13 protein-coding genes and 1 tRNA gene are annotated in these 16,387 nt (G+C 35.7%); 6 read left to right on the forward strand and 8 right to left on the reverse strand.

What is annotated here, in order from left to right:
• Positions 1-29: 29 nt before the first annotated feature.
• Together BOQ64_RS11375 and BOQ64_RS11380 are read left to right on the forward strand one after the other, a co-directional pair.
• A complete protein-coding gene (locus BOQ64_RS11375; protein WP_129055342.1) occupies positions 30-794 on the forward strand; it encodes a LytR/AlgR family response regulator transcription factor in 765 nt (254 codons plus the stop codon).
• Positions 795-1,140: 346 nt separating this feature from the next.
• A complete protein-coding gene (locus BOQ64_RS11380; RefSeq protein ID WP_129055344.1) occupies positions 1,141-1,734 on the forward strand; it encodes a hypothetical protein in 594 nt (197 codons plus the stop codon).
• Between the two features lie 133 nt (positions 1,735-1,867).
• Here BOQ64_RS11380 and BOQ64_RS11385 read toward each other — a convergent pair.
• The 3 genes from BOQ64_RS11385 to BOQ64_RS11395 form a co-directional block, all read right to left on the reverse strand.
• A tRNA-Phe gene (locus BOQ64_RS11385) sits at positions 1,868-1,940 on the reverse strand.
• Positions 1,941-2,049: 109 nt separating this feature from the next.
• Positions 2,050-3,891: a lysophospholipid acyltransferase family protein gene (locus BOQ64_RS11390; RefSeq protein WP_129055346.1), complete on the reverse strand. Its 1,842-nt coding sequence runs from the start codon at positions 3,889-3,891 to the stop codon at positions 2,050-2,052.
• A 30-nt stretch (positions 3,892-3,921) separates the two neighbouring features.
• Entirely contained in the window at positions 3,922-5,151 is a 1,230-nt protein-coding gene (locus BOQ64_RS11395) for an aspartate kinase (protein WP_129055348.1), read from the reverse strand.
• Between the two features lie 435 nt (positions 5,152-5,586).
• On the opposite strand from BOQ64_RS11395, the gene fbp reads away from it, so the two are divergent.
• Together fbp and BOQ64_RS11405 are read left to right on the forward strand one after the other, a co-directional pair.
• Positions 5,587-6,603: a class 1 fructose-bisphosphatase gene (gene fbp, locus BOQ64_RS11400; protein ID WP_045499772.1), complete on the forward strand. Its 1,017-nt coding sequence runs from the start codon at positions 5,587-5,589 to the stop codon at positions 6,601-6,603.
• Positions 6,603-7,607, forward strand: a complete 1,005-nt coding sequence (locus tag BOQ64_RS11405) for an o-succinylbenzoate synthase (protein WP_129055349.1) — start codon at positions 6,603-6,605, stop codon at positions 7,605-7,607. Before fbp ends, BOQ64_RS11405 begins: the two co-directional genes overlap by 1 nt.
• An 8-nt stretch (positions 7,608-7,615) precedes the next feature.
• Here the strand turns inward: BOQ64_RS11405 and BOQ64_RS24860 are convergent, their stop codons facing one another.
• The 3 genes from BOQ64_RS24860 to BOQ64_RS11410 form a co-directional block, all read right to left on the reverse strand.
• Positions 7,616-7,768: a bacteriocin-like protein gene (locus tag BOQ64_RS24860; RefSeq protein WP_410494440.1), complete on the reverse strand. Its 153-nt coding sequence runs from the start codon at positions 7,766-7,768 to the stop codon at positions 7,616-7,618.
• 446 nt (positions 7,769-8,214) lie between these two features.
• A complete protein-coding gene (locus BOQ64_RS23085) occupies positions 8,215-8,382 on the reverse strand; it encodes a bacteriocin-like protein (RefSeq protein ID WP_164975793.1) in 168 nt (55 codons plus the stop codon).
• 473 nt (positions 8,383-8,855) lie between these two features.
• On the reverse strand, positions 8,856-9,986 hold the full coding sequence (locus BOQ64_RS11410) for an alpha/beta hydrolase (RefSeq protein WP_129055351.1): 1,131 nt from the start codon (positions 9,984-9,986) through the stop codon (positions 8,856-8,858).
• A 183-nt stretch (positions 9,987-10,169) separates the two neighbouring features.
• On the opposite strand from BOQ64_RS11410, the gene BOQ64_RS11415 reads away from it, so the two are divergent.
• Positions 10,170-11,813 carry a glutamine--tRNA ligase/YqeY domain fusion protein gene (locus BOQ64_RS11415; protein WP_129055353.1) on the forward strand — a complete coding sequence of 548 codons (1,644 nt, stop codon included), beginning with the start codon at positions 10,170-10,172 and terminating at the stop codon, positions 11,811-11,813.
• A gap of 109 nt (positions 11,814-11,922) precedes the next feature.
• Here BOQ64_RS11415 and BOQ64_RS11420 read toward each other — a convergent pair whose 3' ends face one another.
• Together BOQ64_RS11420 and BOQ64_RS11425 are read right to left on the reverse strand one after the other, a co-directional pair.
• Positions 11,923-13,863 (reverse strand): oleate hydratase, encoded by a 1,941-nt coding sequence (locus BOQ64_RS11420; protein WP_129055355.1) that lies wholly within the window; start codon positions 13,861-13,863, stop codon positions 11,923-11,925.
• An 89-nt stretch (positions 13,864-13,952) separates the two neighbouring features.
• Positions 13,953-14,831, reverse strand: coding sequence for a helix-turn-helix domain-containing protein (locus tag BOQ64_RS11425; protein WP_129055357.1), 879 nt, complete (start codon positions 14,829-14,831; stop codon positions 13,953-13,955).
• A 302-nt stretch (positions 14,832-15,133) separates the two neighbouring features.
• Between BOQ64_RS11425 and BOQ64_RS11430 the strand changes: the two genes are divergently transcribed.
• Positions 15,134-16,315, forward strand: coding sequence for an MFS transporter (locus BOQ64_RS11430; protein ID WP_129055900.1), 1,182 nt, complete (start codon positions 15,134-15,136; stop codon positions 16,313-16,315).
• Positions 16,316-16,387 lie beyond the last annotated feature (72 nt).

The raw sequence follows: 16,387 nt of genomic DNA on the forward strand, positions 1-16,387 counted from the left end.
TTCTAGCGGTTTTTTTGTACTTTTGCAGTATGAAAATTGCCATTATTGAAGATGAGCTGCTGGCTGTTAATTATCTGAAAGATCTTTTAGATAAGCAAAACATCATTCCTGTGACGGAAATAGTAGTTCTTCGTTCCAAAAAAAAGGCAATAGACTTCTTTGAAAATGATTCTGCCGATCTTATTTTTATGGATATTCATCTTGGTGACGGAATGAGCCTTGAAATTTTCGAGCAGGTAGAACTTTTTACCCCTATCATCTTTATTACAGCCTTTGATGAATATGCAATGCGGGTTTTCAAGCATTTCACGATAGATTATGTGCTGAAACCTTTTGAAGAAGAAGATCTTCATCAGGCATTACAGAAATTTGTTTCCATCAGAAATAACTTTGACCCCGAGCCTTTATTGAAATCCATTTCCACATTACGTCAGGGAGAAGATACTGAAATGATGAAGCGTTTTATGGTAAGAGAAGGCAACAAGCTGAAATCTGTAGATGAACAGAACACGGCCTATTTCTTTGCTTCCGGAAAATATCTTTTCCTTACTACGATGGATAATCAGACTTATATTTATGATGATACCATCAAGGATATTATCCAGAAACTGAATCCTCAGGTTTTCTTTAAAGTGAGCCGAAAGTTTATCATCAATAAAGAGGCAATTACGGAGATCATCAAACATTCAAGCCAGAAAGTGGAATTGAAACTTTCTCCCAAGCCCGAAGTAAGTGATGAGGTTTTTATCAGTAAAATGCAGATTGCAGAATGCCTGAACTGGCTGAAGAATTAGATAGGTTGACAGTGATAGTGCATCATTATACCTTTTATCTTTTCTGAGCTTCTTGCTGTTGTATCTGCTTTAACCATTCCATCAATACCGAGAACAATTTTTCAAAAGCTGAATATTTCCTTCAAAATATTTAGAATGAATAGCTTCTATACGAATGTAAAGAATTTTGAAAATGACGAAAAAAGCATTAGCTTTCAATAATTTTATCAACCAGAATTATACTGAAATCATTTTATAGGTTGGAAAAATTACAGATAACAGGTTTATCATAAAAAACTTATGAAATGAGCGCAAAAATGATTTTTTTACCAATGATGATAATCAGTTTCTTACTGAAGAAGAGGCGTTGGAGCTGGGGAATTATAGAAAGCATATATGGATTAATAATGCTTTAAAGAAAGTAGAAACCTACATAGAACATCAGCTTTGGGGTGGGATTTATTATATATCACCGGAAGAAAATGTTCCTGAGGTGCTTATTGCATTGGGACAAAACCTGAAGTGGACGCTTCAGGATAATAAGCAGGTAAGTAATGGCTATACAATTTGGGATTGTAAGTTGTATAACAATCTGAAGCAGGAATCTACCTATTCAAAAATAGTTTTAGATGCTGATGATAATAAAATAGCGGCCATTACTCTTGATAGTCTTACTCACCAGGTAAAAGGTGGTATCAAAGTCTATAAGTTCGGAAATAAGCCTATCCCGTGGGGAGATCCTGAAGCTGTATTTGATAAAGATGCTGAAATTCTTTTTAGATTGGGAGAAGACGGCGAACTGGAATTGGTATATGTAAATGACTTCCTTTTTAGTAATGATTTTAGCTATACTGCTTCTCAATTCTTTAGGGCTGCAGGTAATTTCTTCGAGGAAATGGGACTTTCTGAGGATGAAATATATTATTATACCCATGCAGAACCTGTTGTTCCTAATTTTTAAACCCAGTGGTATCAACCGATAATTTAAAAACACAAACTCATAATTAGATGAGAAGAGGTTTAATGGGAATTTTTTGGTTATATTTTCAAAGTATAAAAAACAAAAAACCTCTGACTAATCAGAGGTTTTAAAGTGGTTTCTCCAGGAATCGAACCAGGGACACATGGATTTTCAATCCATTGCTCTACCAACTGAGCTAAGAAACCATTATATTTTTGTTTGACTTACTTCGTTGTTTTAAAGTGATGCAAAAGTAGTAAGTTTTAGTATACAAAGCAAGTATTCATCGTGCTTTTTTCGATTAAAACTAAAAACTTATTGATTATCAGTTGGATTATTTTCCTGCTCCTTTCTGATCTGCTCACTCATCTCTTCCAATACCGGTTTAATCGTGCTTTCCGGAAGATCACTGATTCTGATGTACATCAATCCGTCAATCGCATCATTAAAATTCGGGTCAACGTTGAAAGCAATTACTTTAGCATTTTGCTTGATGTATTTTTTAATCAGAACAGGAAGTCTCAGTTCAGGTTCAAGATCATCAATAATCTTATCCAGTTTGTTAAGATCAGACTCCATTTCCTCAAAGAAAAGACTTTTATCCCTATCACGAAGTTTTACCTTGTATTCATTTCTCGGAGTGATATACTGAGCTACTGCAGAGTCAAAATAATTGGAACGCATAAATTCAATCATCAGAGATTTGGAGAACTCAGAGAACTTATTGGAAATACTTACTCCTCCCATCAGGAATTTATGGTCAGGATTTCTCAGGCATACATGCACAATACCTCTCCATAAAAGGAAAAGCGGAAGTGGCTTCTGTTGGTATTCCTGGCAGATGTAAGCACGGCCCATTTCAATTACCTTCTTAAAGAAAGGGTGAATGTCCTGTTCAAACTCAAATAAAGAGCTTGTATAAAAGCCTTTGATACCGTATTTCTTCATCACCTCTCTACCCAGTGCCATTCTGTATGCTCCGGCTAGCTTTTTCTCAGCATTATCCCATAGGAAAAGGTGGTGATAATGTTTGTCGTACTCGTCAAGGTCAAACGGAAGATTACTTCCTTCACCTACTGCGCGGAAAGTTAACTCTCGTTGACGTCCGATTTCCCTCATAATTGAAGGGATCTCTTCATAGGTAGTAAAGTAAATCTCGTAGTTTCCGTTGCTAAACAACATCTTGTCAGTTCCCCTAAGTTTGTCAACATCTTTCATAATATCTTCAACTGGAGTTTCATCAATGATATTCTGAACAATATTTTCCTCTTTTAATAAAGGGAATTTAACAGACAGATTCTGAAGATTGATGCTTTGAGCCAGAGATTTTCTTTTTTCATAGTAAGACTTCATCATATAAACCTTACGTTTCAAAAATTCTCCCAGTTCCTCAATAGTTTCCATCTCATCCATAGCTTTTACAGAGATGGGTTTTCCAATCCTGATTCTGATAGGTTTCTCTCTATCATTCATCATTTCTGCAGGAAGCATCAGCGTTTGTAAACTTGGGTGAAGTTTAGCTACCTGATAAAAAAGTCTGCTGTTTTTGGCATGAAAATACATAGGAACAACGGGCACTTTAGCCATTCTTATTAGCTTAAGTGCCGTTTTTTCCCATTCTTTATCTAAGATTTCTCCATAAGGATTGTTTTTGTTAGAAACTTCTCCCGCCGGAAAAATACCTACGCAGCCTCCATCCTGTAAATGCTTGAGCGTTTCACGCATTCCTGAAGCACTGCTGTAAGCTTCTTTTCTGTTTTCAAAAGGATTTACAGCGATTACGTACGGTTCCATAGGTTTGATCTTTTCCAAAAGGAAATTTCCCATTACCTTAAAATCCGGACGAACCTCTGATAAGATCTTGCACATTAGAATTCCGTCAATAGCACCTAGTGGGTGATTGGAAACAAGAACAAACGGTCCTGTCTTCGGAATTTTTGCCAAATCCTCTTCAAAAGCTACATAGCTTAGGTTTCTTTCTCTCACAAATGAGTCGAAAAAGTCTTTGCCTTCCTTATCTTTTAATTTGTCGTATAATTTATTTACTTCATTTATTTTAGCAATGCTCATCACAGCAGATGCTACTGGGTTCTTTAGGAACCCAATTTTACTTAAGCCGGAAGCTTTGATCAGATCGTTTTTCGAAATTAAACTCATGTGTGTTTAGTCGCAATTAATATTATTGTGTTACCATTGAAGAGTATTCTTGGAAATTTGTTCCAATAATACATTTTTTTCATGGTAAAATTTATCAATGTGATCCATCTTCGCATTTCTTACTGTGAATAAAGATACATTTTTAATTGCTTCGGTTTTAAAAATTTTTTGAAGCTCTTCGTTGAGCTCGTCAAGGTGATTAAATTTATCTTCCAGACACAAAGCCAGTGAAATGGCAGAATTCTGCATTAGGGAAACCTTAATCTTATATTTAGATAAATATCCAAATATCAGGCTCATATGATCTTCTGCAATAAAAGAGAAGTCTCTTGTAGAGATCTTTAAAAGCTCCTGATTTTCCTTAAGGATGTAAGATTCCTCCTGCTGATTCTTGTCTGAAGCTCCTACTTTAGTTCCTTCCTTAGTAGGATCTACAAAGGATTTTACATAAAAAGGAATGTCTTTTTGTTGTAGTGGTTGTAATGTTTTTGGGTGAATAACACTTGCACCGTAATAAGCCATTTCAATAGCCTCTTCATAAGAGATATTGGAAAGCAGAGATACATCACTGAATTTTCTCGGATCTCCCGTCATTACTCCAGGAACATCCTTCCAGATTGTCATCGCTTCAGCATTTAAACAATACGCAAAAATGGCAGCAGAGTAGTCAGAACCTTCTCTTCCCAATGTTACTGTAAAGTTATTGTCATCCGAACCAATGAAACCTTGTGTTACATAGCAGATTTCAGGATTTAAATGGGAAATAAACTCTTCAGTTCTTGCCCAGTCTACCGTTCCTTCTCTGTATGAATTATCAGTTTTAACATAGTCTCTGGCATCCAGCCACTGATTGGTAAATTGAATCTCATTCAGATACTCACTTACGATTTTAGTAGAAATCATTTCTCCACAGCTTACCACCTGGTCATACACGAAGTTGTAATTAGGAGATTTGTTTCTTCTTAAGAAAGAATCAATATCGTCAAAAAAGAGATTGATTTCAGCAAAAACCGCATGATTTTCTGGAAAAAGACCCTCCGCAATCTCAATGTGTTTTCGTTTTATCTTTTCAATCTCAGCTTGATAGTTGTCCTTCTTGAAATAAAGTTCTACAACTTTTTCCAACTCATTGGTCGTTTTGCCCATTGCTGAAATTACCAGCAAACATTTGGCAAATCCCTGGCTTTTTAGAACCATGGACACATTTTTCACACTGTCAGCATCTTTCACAGACGCGCCACCAAACTTGAAAATTTTCATTAAATTGTTAAAAATAAAATTGTTAGATAAAAATTACATGAGTTTTTTACGGAGGACAAAATTATAAATTTACAGCGAGATATGAAATAGGCTGGAGATAACGGAGAATTAAGATTTCCTTAAAATACCTCTGAATATAAGATTTGATAATGGTTGAATGCAGGAACAGAGTGGATTAAGTTCTATGAAGAATCCCTATTTATCCCATACTTTTATTTGATATTTATTTTTAAACGCTCCATGTTAAAATAAATAATCTGAATTTTTCAACAGTCTGGGATAACGAAATGGGAGCTGTAATCATAAGCCTACATTTAATATTATGTTTTGTTTTATGTGTATTGTATTGATATACAGTATGTAATCTCTTTTGTAATTAAATTTTCTTAATGCAATAAATTTTCCGAAATTTGGGGGAAAAGTAAAAAGAAAAATATGTCAAATCAACCATTACAGACTTTAGGAGAATTTCTTATCGATAAACAGGACGATTTTCAGTATTCAACAGGTGAATTTTCTCGTCTTCTAAGTGCAATAAGATTGGCTTCGAAAGTGGTTAACAGAGAAGTAAATAAAGCTGGAATTGTAGATATTACAGGAGCTGCAGGAAACCAGAATGTTCAGGGAGAAGAGCAGCAGAAATTAGATGTAATTGCTAACGAGATTTTTATTACAGCTCTATCTCAAAGAGAGGTTGTTTGTGGTATTGCTTCTGAGGAAAATGATGATTTTATTGATATTAAATGTGGAGAAAACGGTCACTTAAGTAAATATGTAGTGTTGATTGATCCTTTGGATGGGTCTTCAAACATTGATGTGAATGTTTCCGTAGGAACTATTTTCTCTATCTACAGAAGAGTTACAGAACCGGGAACTCCTGTGCAGCTTGAAGATTTCTTACAGAAAGGAGTTAATCAGATCGCAGCTGGATACGTAATTTACGGTTCTTCTACCATGATTGTTTATACAACAGGAAATGGAGTAAACGGATTTACATTGGATCCGTCTTTAGGAACATACTATCTTTCTCATCCTAATATGACTTTCCCAAAAACAGGAAAGATTTATTCCATTAACGAAGGAAACTATATTAAATTCCCTCAGGGAGTAAAAAACTACCTTAAATATTGCCAGATGGAAGAAGGAGACCGTCCTTATACTTCCAGATATATCGGTTCTCTGGTAGCCGATTTCCATAGAAATATGCTGAAAGGTGGAATCTATATTTATCCGTCTTATTCCCAGGCTCCAAACGGTAAATTAAGATTATTATACGAATGCAACCCAATGGCTTTCCTTGCAGAACAGGCAGGTGGAAAAGCTACGGATGGTTTCAGAAGAATTCTGGAAGTAGAACCTACAGAACTTCACCAGAGAATTCCGTTCTTCTGCGGAAGCATCGATATGGTGGAGAAAGCAGAAGAATTTATGCGTATTGACAGCGTAAAATAATGAAAGCATCCTATTTTAAATATGTATTAGAATTCAAACGCCCGAGTGGAACATCTCGCGGCGTTTTGCTTGATAAAGAGACCTTCATCCTGGAAATTTCAGATAATGAAAAGAAAGGAATGGGAGAGTGTGCTATCTTCAGAGGGTTGAGTTTTGATGACAGACCGGATTACGAAGAGAAACTGAAATGGCTTTGTGAAAACATTCACCAGAGTCCGGAGTTTCTGAAAGAAGAATTAAAAGATTTCCCATCCATTTGGTTTGGATATGAACAGGCAGTTCAAAATCTGAAATTTGGAGAGAATCTTTATTTTCCAAGTGAATTTACCGAAGGAAAATCTGCCATCACAATCAATGGGTTAATCTGGATGGGGGATGTTGGGTATATGGAAGAACAGATCCAGGATAAGCTGGATAAAGGATTCCATTGCATCAAATTAAAAATTGGTGTTGACTGGAAGTCTGAGCATGTTATTCTTCAGAAATTAAGAGAAAAATTCTCAAAAGATCAGCTTGAACTTCGTGTAGATGCCAATGGCGGATTCAGTAAAGAAGAGGCTGTAACAGTTCTGCAACAGTTGGCAGATTTACATATTCATTCTATCGAACAGCCTATTAAAGCAGGAAACTGGAGTGATATGGCGGAACTATGCTCCATTACTCCTACACCTATTGCGTTGGATGAAGAATTGATAGGGATTACAGATCATGAAGAAAAGAAAAGACTTTTAGAAACCGTAAAGCCACAATATATCATTTTGAAACCTGCTTTAATTGGTGGTTTTGAAGGTTCTGATGAGTGGATTGCTCTTGCAGAAGAGCAGAGTATTGGCTGGTGGATTACTTCAGCATTAGAAAGCAATATCGGTTTAAATGCTATTGCACAATATACTTTCACAAAAAAAAGCCCAATGCCTCAAGGTTTAGGCACCGGAGCTTTATTTGAGAATAATTTTGAATCCAGCTTAGATCTCAGAAATGAGTTATTGTGGTTCAAAATATAAAAGAATAACTAGCAAATTGGGCGATCTGAGTATTCCCGATCCCATTCTTTGCAACATCTGGCTCTGGCATCCCAGATGTTGCAACCTATAGGCACCACTGGAATATTCCCCCCATTTATAGTTTTCAATTCTCTTTTTTCTAGTTTTCTTAAATTTTCCATATTTGATACTGCTTTTGATTGATTTTTAAATAGATAAAGGCTGAAAGTTACAGAATAGGAATACTTTCATAATCCTTTAAAAGTTCAAATATGTAAGATATTAACAGGTTCTGTTACCTGAATGCTCAGCATCCCATTCTTTACAGCATCTGGCTCTAAAATCCCATCTGTCACAGCCTATTGGAATTTCCGGGATATCTCCGCCATTAATTTTTTTAATGCTCTTTTTTCCAGCTTTCTTAGATTTTTCATGATTGATATTTAGTTTTGATTAATAGATAAATTTGGTGTGCGACAATCGGTAGTGTAGCGACTGTCAGAGGTATTTAATAAAAAGTCCAATGCCACAAAGTTTAGGCATTGGAGCTTTATAGATGATTGTTCTGAGCCTGATTGCTATTCAGAAATGAATCGCTTTGGTTCAAAACATAGAAGTTAAATAATAACTAGCATAATGGTGGTGGTGAACTAGGGCAGGTTTTTCCACCGCAGTATCCTGATGCCCATGATCTGCAGCATGCTTCTTCCGGATCCCAGTTGTTGCATCCAAGCGGCGGTCTTCCCCCATTAATCTTTTTTAATTCTCCAGTGTTTAATTTTCTAAGATTTTTCATTGTTAAATGTTTTAATTTGTTTGATAAGTAAATATCTAAAATCATTTTAAATTATACAATACCTGGTGAATTATTTTATTGATTTTTAACAGAATCATAGAGGTTGTGTATCAATATGATAAAAGTGAAAGTTGAAATGTATCACTTATTATTTATAATATCTAGCAATGAAGAAAAATCCCTGCAAAGTAGTTGTAGGAATTAAGTTTAGTTCAGCGGGATTTAAAGGATAAAGTAATTTTAGGATCGGATAATTAATCGTTTTTTTTTAAGTTATTATTAATTTAAATCACATCTTTTACGAAAATGGCTTTCTTTATATACGTTAAAATATAAGAAAACCTTTTTTTTATTTTTTCCATGATAAAAAATTGTAATTCTCTGTTATTTGAATTGGCAATCATTATGCCATTTAGAAGGTCTCAGGTAACTTTAACATAGGTCTGTTTTTATAGGATTTTTTTAATTAATCATTAAGAAATAATTGTGAAAATATTTTCGTTATTTTTTGTTCTATTACTGATAAGATTTCTATCTATACCATATAAATTCTGAAAAATATCATTCTGTACCTGTGAACTGGAAAGGTATCCCCAATGATTTCCAACTTCAAATTTGAAACTGCTTAATACATCATCTTTCACAAAAGTACAGTCTATGATAGATACAATATCTTTATAAGGAGTAATATCACTCGGTCCGTTTTTGCCCAGTCTTGGAGTAAGAATGTTTTTGGTGAATTGTGAGACTCCCAGAATCAAATCTTGTCTGTTCAGATAAATAGATATCCGGTTGGCAAGCAGTGGTAATTTATTGAAAGAATCTTCTGTGTCTTCAAATACTTTATAAGAAACATCGGCATTAAGGAGAATCACCTGATCGATTACTCTGAGGATATTTTCTCTTTTAAGACTGTACAGCATACTCTGAAGAACCCTGTTTCCCATAGAATGAGCCATAATATGAATTCTCTGGTTGCAAGGAACAAGATCACGGTTAGAGAAAATATCTTTTAAAAACTGGGTATAAAAATAAAACAGTCTCAGCAATGATGTTCCGGAATTAATGCTTGATGCCTTGTCATCAAAATAACTCAATGGAATAATACTGCCGGAAGCTGGCCAGCTTACAAATAAAATATGCTCAACAGGAGATGCCGGATTATCAATGAATAGCTTTTTAAGGTCAATCATGGCCTTCAGTTCGTCATCAAAATCATACAGATAACCATGGATGAATATCAGTACATCACTTCTGTCCTTGGTGGCAGACATATTTTTGTACAGTTCGTAGAATAGTTTTTGAGTTCCGCCCAGATTATTGGCTGTAAGTGTGGACTCTTTGATGCCTTTTTCTTTCAATAAAACTTCCAGAACTTCTTCATATCCTTGTTTTTCAGGTTCGGAGAAGAGCTTGTAATTCAGAATATTTCTGTTGGTATAGTCTTTTTTCTTTTTGGCCGCAGCAGTAGGTTCCTTATAGTTATCAAAATCACATTTTGCAATTCTGAAGTTAGGAATTGAATATTCGTCATTGGAAAAAGAATCTACTTTTTCGCCTTTATGACGGACGATTTTCCGATTGCTTAAGATATAAACAGCCATAGGCAATAATTTGGTACGATGGTTTTAGCTTTTCCTAAATTAATGAAAAATACTGAATTACAATGCATAATGCTTAAAAATTATCATTTTCAAAAACGCTTATTTTTCCGTAACTTTGTACCACTTTTTTTGCTATAAAACAAAAGCTAATTTAATGGAAGAAGAAAAAAATCACTCAATTTTATTGAGCAAATTATTGAAGATGATCTGGCAAACGGTTTGAATAAAGATCAGATCCGTTTCCGTTTTCCGCCTGAGCCAAACGGTTACCTGCATGTAGGGCATACAAAAGCCATCTGCATCAACTTTGGTCTGGGTGAAAAATACAATGCTCCTGTAAACCTTCGTTTCGACGATACGAATCCTGAAAAAGAAGAGCAGGAATTCGTAGATTCTATCATGAAAGATGTTGAATGGTTAGGTTTTAAATGGGATAAAGTTTTGTACGCATCCGATTACTTCCAGCAGCTTTACGATTGGGCAGTACAATTAATTAAAGAAGGAAAAGCTTATGTAGATGAGCAACCATCTGAAGTGATTACTGAGCAAAGAAAAAATCCTACAGAACCAGGAATTGAATCTCCATATAGAAACCGTCCTGTTGAAGAATCTTTAGATTTATTCGAAAGAATGAAAAACGGAGAATTTGAAAGTGGTTCAATGTCTCTACGTGCAAAAATCGACATGGTTTCACCTAACATGAATATGCGTGACCCTGTTATGTACAGAATTTTGAATAAACCTCACCACAGAACAGGAACTGCATGGAAAATTTATCCAATGTACGACTGGGCACATGGTGAATCTGATTATATTGAGCAAATTTCGCACTCGCTTTGTTCTTTGGAATTTGAAAACCATAGACCGTTGTACAATTGGTATTTAGATCAGGTTTATGAAGAAGGAAAGGTTAAAAACAAGCAAAGAGAATTTGCAAGGATGAATGTTTCCTATATGATTACTTCTAAAAGAAAGTTACAGAGATTGGTGGCTGAAGGAGTGGTAACAGGATGGGATGATCCAAGAATGCCAACCATTTCCGGGATGAGAAGAAAAGGTTTTACGCCAACTGCTATCAGAAACTTTATTGATAAAGTAGGAGTTGCGAAAAGAGAAAATCTTATCGAGATCCAGTTGCTTGATTTCTGTGTACGTGAAGACTTGAATAAGGTGGCTAAGCGTGTAATGACCGTAGTAGATCCTGTAAAATTAGTGATTGAAAACTATCCTGAAGATAAAGAAGAATGGGTAGAAACAGAAAACAATCCTGAACAGGAGAATGCTGGTACCAGAGAAATTCCATTCTCAAGAGAGTTATATATTGAGCGTGAAGACTTCAAAGAAGAAGCTAATAATAAATTCTTCAGACTGAAATTAGGAGGTGAAGTTCGTTTAAAATCAGCATACATCATCAAAGCTGAAAGAGTAGAGAAGGATGAAAATGGTGAAATCACGACTATTTATGCTACTTACGATGAGAAAAGTAAGTCTGGAAGCGGAACAGAAGAGAGTTTAAGAAAAGTAAAAGGAACACTTCATTGGGTATCTGCTAAACATGCGATCCCTGTTGAAGTAAGAATTTACAACCAACTATTTACGGTAGAACAACCGGATGCTGAAAAAGATGTAGACTTCTTAAACTTCATCAACCCTGAATCTGTAACTACAGTTCAAGGTTTTGCTGAGCCAAGTTTAAAAGATGTTGCTGTTGGAGAACCTCTACAGTTCCAAAGAATCGGATACTTTACAAAAGATCAGGATTCTACGGATGCTACAATGGTATTCAACCGTACTGTAACTTTAAAAGATTCTTATAAGCCTGAATAATTTTCAGGAATCTATAAAACAAAAAACAGGACTTAGAAATAAGTCCTGTTTTTTATTTACATAAATCGTAGTGATAAAAATCTTTAGGTTATCCAACATTAAAAGTATTCTAACCCTTTACTCCTTTAATCCATTCCTGGAACTTTCCAACCTGTTCCATAAAGAAAGATTCATGTTCCTCTTTTTCTTCAGGGCGGTCAACCAATATATGTTCAAAGTAAGTATTTTTCAGAATTTTTCTTAGGATACCTTCTCCAAGGAACGGTTTATAGTCATTTAAGGCCTGGGTAGCTTTTAATAAATGTCGGATATCATATTGTAACGGATTAATATCCGGAACCTGTTTGTTGAGGTTAAGAAGGTTATATACTGCTATTCTTGCTGTTCTTACAGAGCTTTCCATGGTAAATACCACGTCATTATTGGTTTCTACGAATTGCCCAACCAGTCCTAAATTAGTACAGCCTTCAGGAACTACTCTTGGACGGTCTCCCTGGGCTCTTGGCATAAACATAGAGGTAATATAAGGCATAAATGCAGTACGGACGATTGTATTTTCAATAACATTATCCAATTGATCTGTCATTCCAAGATGATGGCATAATTCTGCAAGAATCTCATTTCCGGTACATTCAGGCATCGTTTTTTTAACATGATTTCCTTCTTTATCCATCAGTAGGGCATATACCCATACTACAAGGATATCATCCGGTTGGGTAGGGAAATGAGGCTGTCTGTTGCAGGTGAAGCTCATTACCCAATTGGAGTCTGTAATCGTGATGATACCACCTGTTGCTGTTTTCCCGGAATAAGGATCATTCACACATAATTCTTTTAATTTCTCTGTAAATGCAGATGGACGGCATGTTAACGTAGCAGATTCCCATGAAGACTTTTCAATATGACTACAGAATTTCTCAGGTTTTCCAAAGACTTCAGATTTGGCTGCCAGATTCTTCCATAATTTCCATCCTGCACTCTGACCCGCACTGCTATTATCTATGGTTACTTCAGGAACAGTAGTATTATCACCATAGAAAGTACTTTCCGTCATGGATCCGGTAGTTACAATCACATAGTCATCTTTACCGATTGGGATTCTTACTTCTTCTCCGTTTTGTTCAGTAATGATTCCTTCTACTGTTTTTCCTTCTGTATTGATATGAACATCAAGATCTTTTACTAAGGTATCAAACTGAATCTGTACTCCTTTCGCCACTAAAAAGTCTTTTAAAGGCGTAACAAAGGTGTCATATTGATTGTATTTAGGGAATACAAGGCATGAGAAGTCTTTCATTCCATCAATAGCGTGAAGGAATCTGTGCATGTACAGTTTCAATTCCAGTAGGCTGTGCCAGTTTTCAAAAGCGAACATAGAACGCCAGAAGAACCAGAAATTACTGTTCAGGAATGATTCTGAGAAGTAGTCTTCAATACTGAGGTCATCAAGTTCCTCTTTTTTCTTCAATAAAAGTTTGACAATAGCCAGCTGATCTTTTTTCTCCAATCCGAATTTGCTGAAATCCTGAATCTGTCCCTGATTATGTATTAATCTTGCTTTTGAATAGTTGGGATCATTGTCATTGATAAGACGGTATTCGTCCAGAACGCTGTAAGGTGCAGGCAATTCCAGAGCAGGAATATCCTGGAACATATCCCATAAATTTTCGTAAGTCATATCCATTTCACGTCCGCCACGGATGATATACCCGTCTTTTGCATTTCCGGCCCCGTCCAGAGAGCCGCCTTCTACGGAAAGTTGATCTAAGAAAATGATGTTTTTACCGGGAACATGGCCGTCACGGATGAAATAGTAAGCTGCAGACATTCCTGCAATTCCGCTTCCTACAATATAGATTTTGCTGTTTTCGTAAGACTGTAAAGGAATTCCTTTATTTCTCTGATAGTTTCCGATCTGGTCTGAAAAAGGCATTGTCTTTTCAGGGGTGTTAATCTGAACTTCTTTGCTTGAGTCTGGTTCGTGGTTTATTTTTCCAAACTGGTCAGAAGTATTTAAAATTTTGTCGAATTTTGAATTGATCGTACTCATTTTATGTTGTTTTTAATGAACATTATAAAGGTACCTCTATTCAAAAAGCAATGTATATCCCTAATGTCAGAATTAGTGTCCCGAAATTCCTAAGACTGTATATTTTCCGTTATTCTGTATTCAGAAGGTGAAATTGCAGTATGTTTTTTAAAGAAACGGCCAAAGGCAGAAGTGGAATTGAACTGTAGCTCAAAAGCTATTTCTGAAATAGTGAGATCCGGATTTCCCAGCATGACATAGGCTTCTTTCAATAAAGTTTCATTAATGACTTCGTGAGGTGTTTTTCCACTGGTTTTTTTAATAATCTCAATAAGATATTTATTCGAAATGCAAAGTTGATCGGCATAAAACTGAACCGTTCTTTGCTGTCTGATGTTCTCCCGTATCAGCTGACTGAACTTAAGGTAGAGATCCTTTTTTCCTTCTTCTTTCTCTGAGGCTATAGAATGTTTTGTTTCCAGAATTTCTGCTGTTTCCAACAGAAGATTGAAAATAATGGCCCGAACAATTTCCTCTGTGAATTTGCCTTGTTTTCTTGATTTCTTTTTGAGATAATTCAGTAGATTCTGAAGTACCAAAGAGTTTTTAGGCGTAGTCTTTACAAGGCTGTATGAACCCCTGGTAAACAGGTTCATTTTTTCGATGATAAAAGGGTTCGAGATATTTTTAATCAGAAAATTTTTGTCGAAGAACAATAGTTTCATCATAAAATCCGGACTCGTTTTCAGAAATTTTACAATAGTAGACGGTGCCGCAACCAGAATACTGTTAGCATCTGCTTTATACTGATGATGGTCTATTTCAACACTAACTTCTCCTGCGGTACAGATGCAGAGCGCATAGTAATCCATTCTGAAAGAAGCGGCAGGGAATTCAAAAATGGGTTTTCCAGATGAGATATAGTAGGATTGGCGGCAGTCAATACTGTAAAAAGACAGAGTATCATGTAAATTCTCGTAGGTTACCATTTTGTATTTTGGTTGATTTTTTATAGGTGTTTTTTGAAATTCAGGACTGAAAAGTCTGCTATTACTGCAATTTACGAATTTTATAAACGCTTTTGAACCTTATGTGTCAAAAATATTCGTTTTTATACAGGTACAGCTAATTGTTTATTTTTATGAATGTTATTTGTAAAAAAGGCTTAAAATAGAGGTGTTTGAGGCTATTTTTACCTAATTTTGCATTTTCAAATTTCCCCCAAAATATTATTGTGAAACTAATAAACGTATACACGAGTTCTTTCAAAGGACTCTCGCAGGAGAGTTGGATGCTGGCGTTGGTAATGCTCATCAACAGAGCCGGTTCTATGGTACTTCCTTTTTTGGGAGTTTATATGACGGATCATTTACACTTCAGTATTGAAAATTCAGGGATTGTCCTGAGTTTCTTTGGAATCGGTTCGGTCATTGGTTCATGGTTTGGTGGGATGATCACCGATAAAATTGGTGAATATAGGGTACAGAGTCTGAGTTTATTGCTCAGTGTACCTTTGTTCTGTATGATTCCCTTATTTAAAACAGAGGTGGGCTTAGCAGCAATTATCCTTGCTCAGAGTATTGTTAGTGAAACATTCCGTCCGGCCAACTCCGTAGCTATTACAAAGTATGCGAAGCCTGAAAATATAACCAGAGCTTTTTCTCTGAACCGTATGGCGGTTAATTTAGGATTTTCTATAGGTCCTGCGCTAGGAGGAATCCTATCTGCTATTTCCTATGAATTTCTGTTTTACAGTAATGCTTTGGCAGCTTTACTGGCTGGGTTAATGTATATATGGTTCTTTAAAGGTCGCGCAAAACTGGATAAACAGGAAGCGAAGAAAGTAAAAGAGGTCATTGAGATTAAAAAAGAAAATTCACCTTACCAGGATGGTAAGTTTTTGATTTACTGTATACTTTGTATGCTGTTTTCTATCTGTTTCTTCCAGTTATTCAGTACATTGACTATTTTCTATAAGGATACCGCACATTTAAGTCAGCAGAATATCGGTTATATCCTTGGCTATAGTGGATTCCTGATTGTTTTACTGGAGATGGGTCTGGTACAGGTTGCAGAAAAGTATTTCAGTCTTGCATTTACCATGTTAATAGGAACTCTTATCTGTGGATTTTCCTATGCAATGTTAGCGTTTGACTATAGCATGATTACGTTATTAGTTTCTATGACCCTGCTTTGTGTAGGAGAAATCTGGACATTACCTTTTATGTCAACTATCACAGCATTGCGCTCCGGAGCCAATAATAAAGGAGCTTATATGGGATTGAATGGAATGTCATTTTCCATAGCTTTTATTATTACTCCTTATATAGGAACTATGATTGCTGATAAATTAGGGTTTAATATTTTATGGATCGGAACCGGAGTGCTGGCAATGGGAATTGCGGCAGCTCTTTATTTTGTGATTCCATGGATGCTTAAAGATAAGAAGGAAATAGAGGAGGATATGGTTTAAAATGATGATTCTTTTCTTAAATAATATACAAAACCCAGCCAAATTATTTCGGCTGGGTTTCTCGTTAAATAT

Origin of the sequence: Chryseobacterium sp. CH25, from assembly GCF_004119455.1 — a bacterium.
Taxonomy (GTDB): domain Bacteria; phylum Bacteroidota; class Bacteroidia; order Flavobacteriales; family Weeksellaceae; genus Chryseobacterium.